This window comes from Mucilaginibacter psychrotolerans, from assembly GCF_004519315.1.
Classification (GTDB): Bacteria; Bacteroidota; Bacteroidia; order Sphingobacteriales; family Sphingobacteriaceae; genus Mucilaginibacter; species Mucilaginibacter psychrotolerans.
Window position 1 is genome coordinate 1 of sequence record NZ_SOZE01000066.1, and the last position, 5,965, is coordinate 5,965.

Annotated in this window: 6 protein-coding genes; 1 reads left to right on the forward strand and 5 read right to left on the reverse strand. The window is 44.2% G+C overall.

Annotation, left to right across the window (positions count from 1 at the left end; all coding sequences use genetic code 11):
* Positions 1-332 precede the first annotated feature (332 nt).
* Genes E2R66_RS27880 through E2R66_RS27890 form a run of 3 tightly spaced genes read right to left on the reverse strand, consistent with a single transcriptional unit; the run spans position 333 to position 3,795 of the window.
* Positions 333-1,292, reverse strand: coding sequence for a tyrosine-type recombinase/integrase (locus E2R66_RS27880; RefSeq protein WP_134737986.1), 960 nt, complete (start codon positions 1,290-1,292; stop codon positions 333-335).
* Positions 1,279-2,172: a tyrosine-type recombinase/integrase gene (locus E2R66_RS27885; protein WP_134737987.1), complete on the reverse strand. Its 894-nt coding sequence runs from the start codon at positions 2,170-2,172 to the stop codon at positions 1,279-1,281. The genes E2R66_RS27880 and E2R66_RS27885 overlap by 14 nt, the downstream gene beginning before the upstream one ends.
* Before the next feature lie 6 nt (positions 2,173-2,178).
* Positions 2,179-3,795: a hypothetical protein gene (locus E2R66_RS27890; RefSeq protein WP_192902016.1), complete on the reverse strand. Its 1,617-nt coding sequence runs from the start codon at positions 3,793-3,795 to the stop codon at positions 2,179-2,181.
* A 201-nt stretch (positions 3,796-3,996) separates the two neighbouring features.
* Between E2R66_RS27890 and E2R66_RS27895 the strand changes: the two genes are divergently transcribed.
* Positions 3,997-4,341: a helix-turn-helix domain-containing protein gene (locus tag E2R66_RS27895; RefSeq protein WP_134737988.1), complete on the forward strand. Its 345-nt coding sequence runs from the start codon at positions 3,997-3,999 to the stop codon at positions 4,339-4,341.
* A gap of 31 nt (positions 4,342-4,372) precedes the next feature.
* On the opposite strand, the gene E2R66_RS27900 is transcribed toward E2R66_RS27895, so the two are convergent.
* On the reverse strand, positions 4,373-5,038 hold the full coding sequence (locus E2R66_RS27900; RefSeq protein ID WP_134737989.1) for a hypothetical protein: 666 nt from the start codon (positions 5,036-5,038) through the stop codon (positions 4,373-4,375).
* Between the two features lie 89 nt (positions 5,039-5,127).
* Positions 5,128-5,965: RHS repeat protein (locus E2R66_RS27905; RefSeq protein WP_317130805.1), on the reverse strand; the 838-nt coding region annotated here is incomplete at its 5' end.

Below are 5,965 nucleotides of genomic sequence, written 5' to 3' on the forward strand. Positions count from 1 at the left end.
TAATCGTATTGGCTGCCATAAAGTTTTTATGTTTTTGGCTGTTTTCCGTTTTGCACTTTTGAGGTGCTATAAAGAACGTTAGGTAGGGTAAAGATAAGCGTTAGTTTTTCATTTGCAAGGCGTTGGGCCGGGTTGTTTTTTCGGCTGGCCGGTGGGTTGGTTGATCCTCTGTTACAGCAAAGATAGCCTCCGAAGCCAGGGCAGTAAAGGGACTTTCGCGGCATAAACCCGCAGGCATTTACCCGCAGGGCCATTTATTCCACGTTCCCTTGACAGCCCCGCCTTCTCCCGCTTTTGGTTGCTTAACAGAAGATAACCTAAAGCCCTGATGATCAGGAGAGGTTTAACGGATGATGCTTGTTGAGCGCATCTTTAAGATCTTCCAGGTTATTGGTTTTGTAACGTTCGGTGCTGCTGATATAGCGGTGGCCCGCCATGTATTGCACCGTTCTCAGGTTCTTTTCTTTCAGCCACTCCGTGATCACGCTTTGCCTGATCTGCATCCCATGTTTGTATTTGGGATTTATCTTTCGTAAAGCATAGTTGAGGTGCAGCAAGCTGTTTTTCATCGTTTCCTGCCCGTTCATGCTAACAAAAAGCCGATGTACATCTTCCACCGCTTTGTACCGGTCCGGCTTTCTGCCGGAACGTTCGGCCATGCGTTCAGCCAGTATCTTAGGCCGCACGACCAATAGATATTCCTGCAAGTCTAAGATTTGATGAGGCTGTAACACTAGTACACGGCTGTTCAGCTTGCCGGTGGCCGGGATATGGATTTTGCCTTCTCTCAGTTTCAGGTGATCCGGGCGCAGGGTTTCGAGCTCTTCCTTCGTTAATGCCTGGTAAACCAGCAGGCCGACGATGATCTTATTCCGGTGGGTCCGTTCATCTTTCGCGGGGTAACTATCGTAGAGTGCTTCCAGTTCGGCCTGGGTCAGCAGGTCGTGTGGAACGTGCCTGATCGTGCCTTTCAGGATGATGCCGGCGGCGGGGTTGTAGCCCACCCGGCCATCCAGGCCGAGCCAGTTGAAGTAATATCTTATGGCCAGCATCACCCGGTTGATGAACCGTATGCTATGGCCTTTTTGTTTAAGCTGATCTGCAAACTCCAATACATCCGCATGGGCGGCCTGGGCCGGGGCAAGGCTTTCTTCTTCCAGCCATTCCAGGAAGATACCCGCATAGTTGCTGTTCTGCCTGATATAGTTTTTGGCGTAATGTTCCTGCTGTAAATAGGTTTTGTAGCTTTCCAGGGCGGCCTGTATAGCCGGGGCAAACTTATATTTGTTCATGCTTCAGGTGGGTGTAGATCTGCGTACTTTCCATGCTGCTATGCCCTAAAAAGCGCTGGATCTGTTCCAATGCCATTCCGGAATGCAGCAGGTGGCTGGCAATACTGTGGCGCAGGGTATGCAAGCCTGCCGGCTTTTTTACTTTGGCAACGGCCTTTAACTTTTGCAGCCGTTCATAGGCCATGTGGCCGCTTAACCTGGTGCCGTTAACGTTCAACAGCAAAGCATCGTCCTTTTTATCAACTGCCAAATGCGGGCGGCCATACAGGATATAGTTTTCCAGATCAGCTTTGCCCTTTCCAGCCAGGGGCACGTAACGCTCTTTGTAGCCTTTGCCTTTGCGCACGTAAACCAGGTCCTTATCCAGCAGGATATCTTTAACATTGATATTGGCACCCTCGTTTTTACGCAGGCCGCAGCCATAATACAAAGCGAGTATCGCTTTATCCCGCAAGCCCAACGTGTCATCATTCACAGCTTCGTATAAGCTGCTGATCTCCGCCGGGGTAAGAATACATTTGACATTGGAGCTTTTGCCTTTGATGCGCAGCTTTACAGTGAAGCTTTCCTGCCCGCTCTCCGTCAGGTAACGGCTGAACTTGCGGATCACTTGTAAGTGTTTGCGAATATAGTTGAGGCTGATCGCACCGGCGGCGGTTTTGCTTGGCCGCTCGTGCAGGCGTTCCAGGTATTTTTTAAGATGCTCCTGCTGTATGTCGTGCGGGCGATGGCAGTTGTTATCTTGCAGATAGATCAGGAACTCGGTCAGGATCTTAGGCATATCGCGCGGGCTGCTCGGTTCAAAGTTGAGGATGCGCAGCCATTGGCTAAAGCCCGCCTGCAGGCGGATATAGAGTGGATTATATAGGGTGCCTTGCATTTTCTCTTAGTCGTGGGTTACCGGGCTTTCCGCACTGATCTTCTGCATTTTATGTAACCCATTAAGGCTTTGGGTTACCGGTGGGATACGGGTTACTAACTTGATGTTTTCCAGGATGGATCTGACCATGCTTTGCGCATCGTTTGCTAAGTTTTCGAGGTCGTTCCAGCTTTGTATTTTATATTCAAAGCCTTTGTAGCGGCTGCCTTTGGCGATTTTAATATAGCCCATGCGTTCCAGTTCATACAAGTAGCGGCCTATGCTGCTCGGGCTTAACCGGAATGCGGCCCGTACTTCCTTGCTGTAAAAGGTGTCGGTGTCCTTTTCTTTCAGGTAGGTTTTAAGCTTTTCAAAGAAGTCCCTACAAGCATCGTTTAACTCGTCGCTCTTTTTAAGCAAGGTGGTTTCCAGTAAGCTAAAAGCGGCCTGTATATCCTCGATGGTGGTTTCAATATACTGCTCCCCGGTGTCCTCGTCCGTTTTCAGTTCCCTTTGATACTGGTGGTAGTAGGTAATGGTTTCGGTAAACAACAGCAATAAAAGCATGGTACGGCGTGGTTTAAACACGGCTTCCGGCAATTGCAGGTAAGGGGCGTAAGGGTTCTTAACGCTGACAGGTTTTAACAGGCGTTGTACGTTCTTCAAAGCTTCCCGTACTTTCTTTTCTGCGTACTGGTCAATCAGGCCTGCGCTCATTTTACGCTGATAGTCCATGATCTTTACGTCCTGCTCCGGGCTGTTATCCATATAAAGCAGGATGCAGCGGTTCGCATTGTCTTCATACATCTGCTCCCTCGTGGTGCAACCGCTGATACAAACCGGCCCCTCTACTTGCAAGGTGATGGTTTTGGGGTTGCCTTTGCTGTCTTTCAGGGTTACCGTTTTGGATATTTTGCGCTTGCTTTGCAGTTCCCTGATCGGGTACAGCACATCTTCTGCACCGTCCATATCTTCGAGCAATAACAGCTTATATTTCAGCTCGTCTTTACCGAAGTAATAAAAAGCGTTTACGCTTAGCGTGGTGATTTCCAGTTTATCTTCTTCGGGTATCAGTTCGCCTACTTTTTCCTGTAACCAGGTCTTGCCTGTGCCGCTTGCGCCCAGGCATAACAGGTGTAAAGGCGTTTCACGGGTTCGTGAGGTGTAAATAAGATAAGCGATTAGGGCGTTGGTTTCTTCGCCTACAATACCGCTTTGGCCGATGCCCTGCTTTGTTCTGCCTAACAGATCAGGGCTTTTTAAGTAAGCTATGGCCGCTTTGCGCTCGGCATCCGTAAGCTGTTTCTTTTCGGGCTGTTTGGGCTTCATGGCCTCCAAACGTTCTGAACGGTAGCTTTCTAATGCGGTGGTCAGCCCGGTTATGGCCGTGCCGATCTCACGGGTACCGGTGTTCAGCGCATCGGCTGATTTCTCGATCAGTTGCTCGGTTTGAATGCTGTTGTAAAGGTCTAAGCTATGGCGAAAGACGTTTAGCCTATCATCGATATTCACCAGTTTAAGCGTTACTTTTAAACGGTCAAATCCGGTCAGCTTAATGCCGCCTAATACGGTGATGTGCAGCTTGCCGTCTAAGTACAATAATAACTCCGGGTTGTCCGTGATAAGCTTAGTAGATTTTTGCATTTTATATTAAAAAAAAGCATTTACATCAAATAAGATGCTAATATATTTCATATAATCTATTATACAAATTACATAGTTAACTAATGTGTTATTTATGGTACTAATATACTTATAATACATGGTTTATAGCCCATTTGCAGCATTTCCTTGTACTGTTTAAGCTGTGTATATTTGGTAATTAAACACTGCTGTAAGAAACATATGAGCACTTTTGGTAAAAGATTAAGGGAATGCAGGGAAGCCAAAAAGCTTTCGCAGCAGGAACTGAGCAAGCTCATGAATACTTCTTATACGGTTATCGGCAAGTATGAGCGGAATGAAACGAAGCCCTCTATTGATGTAGCCCGTAATATTGCCAAGTTGCTTGATACTACTGTTGGCCACTTGTTGGGCGAGATTGATGACAAAGATGTCTTGAAAGACCCGGCGATGCTTAAACGCCTCAATGAACTAAACGAGTTGTCAGCGACTGACAGAGAGGGTATTCTATATGCCCTTGATGGCTTACTACGTGATGCTAAAGCCCGTAAGACTTACGCACTTTAACAACAAAGCCCCTGTTAAGGGGCTTTGTTCATTATCTCTGATTTTTCTTTATATCATTTACTGTTTCATATATTTCTGTAAGTAAACGTTCATGATTTTCTTTGATATATATATCTTCATATAAATAAGTAAAAAACTCAATTGGCCGATTGGTCGATCTTAAATAAGGATTCCATGTTTTAGTATCAGAGCTTAAAACCATCTCCCATTCGGTTTTATATTTTCTCAATAAAACTTCACCGATAACTGCTATAAAGTTTATTAGATGTCGCTTTTTAAACTCCGAGGCATTTGGTAGTTTACTAAGCTTGGAATCCAAGTCTCTTATTAACTGTTCATTAGGTTGAACATATTTGACACCTAATGTATCTGACAATTCCTTTATTAAAGCTTCTGTATGATTCGGAAAGTCCTTGCCAAATGGATTTTTGTTGCTCAATATTTCTGTTCCTTGTGAAGAGTTATTTGCATCCATAAGCACCTTCTCCACGTCATCTGTATTGTTAAAGAGCATATAATATCCGTTATCATTAGCAATGACTTCTTCATTCTTTAACTTATAAACATCTACACCAAACTGATTCTTAAATTTACCTATCGGACCCTCTAATGCATTTAGTCTTAAGCTGTCAAACTCATCCAAACTAAGTGATTTACATTTAATAAAGGAGCCGTTACTAAGTTCAATATTATCCATTTTTTCAGTTTGATATTTTCGTTTACAGGACGATATTACAAAAAAACAGAATAATATCATCATCGTTATTTTTGTTTTTACCATGCTCGTTACCAGTTAGTTTCTGCTGACTGTCCTGGACCTTTTGGAACACTAATGCTTGGTTTGCCAGAAACAGAATTTAGTGAAGTGGCTCCAGGTGCTACACGAATTCTTGATGGATCGTCCTCATCTTGCTGAGTAGTTCTTTGATATAATTTAACATTTTTAGATGTAGCGTAATCAATTAAGTCTGCGCCAATAGTACCATTTGAAGGAGTGATTAGCGTAAGTATCGCAGCGCCATAATCTGATGCTTTTATGTTAGGATCCCACTTACCTTCAACGTACCCACCTTTCATATTACTTAAAACATCAATCATACCTTTCATCTGATTAGGATTATTAGGGTCATTTAACGATACGTTAGACTTAAATTTAACATCAGTAAAAGAAGCTTGTGGAAAATTAACGGCATCTGTTTTGATATCTTTAGGATTTGTAATATCAATATTCCGCACCGTACTACCGCCAACTAAATCAGGTATTACTTTTGGTCCCAACGCGGAAGGACTGAATGATTTTGTGTTTTTGCTTTCACCCAATGAATTAAGTACAGCATTTTCATAAACTCTACCAACTTTAGTAATTCCTATACCTCCTGAATTAAATACACCATTACTTGCGCCCGTCTTTATAAAACTACTGGTCGTATTTGAGGTGAATGTTCTGAATAAAGCATCATATAATAACCTAAATGGATTTGGCCACATTCCATCAGGGTCAGTGTTGGAAATCGGATTGTCGAATCCATAATTATACGGCGACCATCTTCTGCCTTTCTCCGCCAACGGATCTACACTCGTCCATCTGGCAATTACAGGATCGTAAAAGCGCGCGCCATAATCG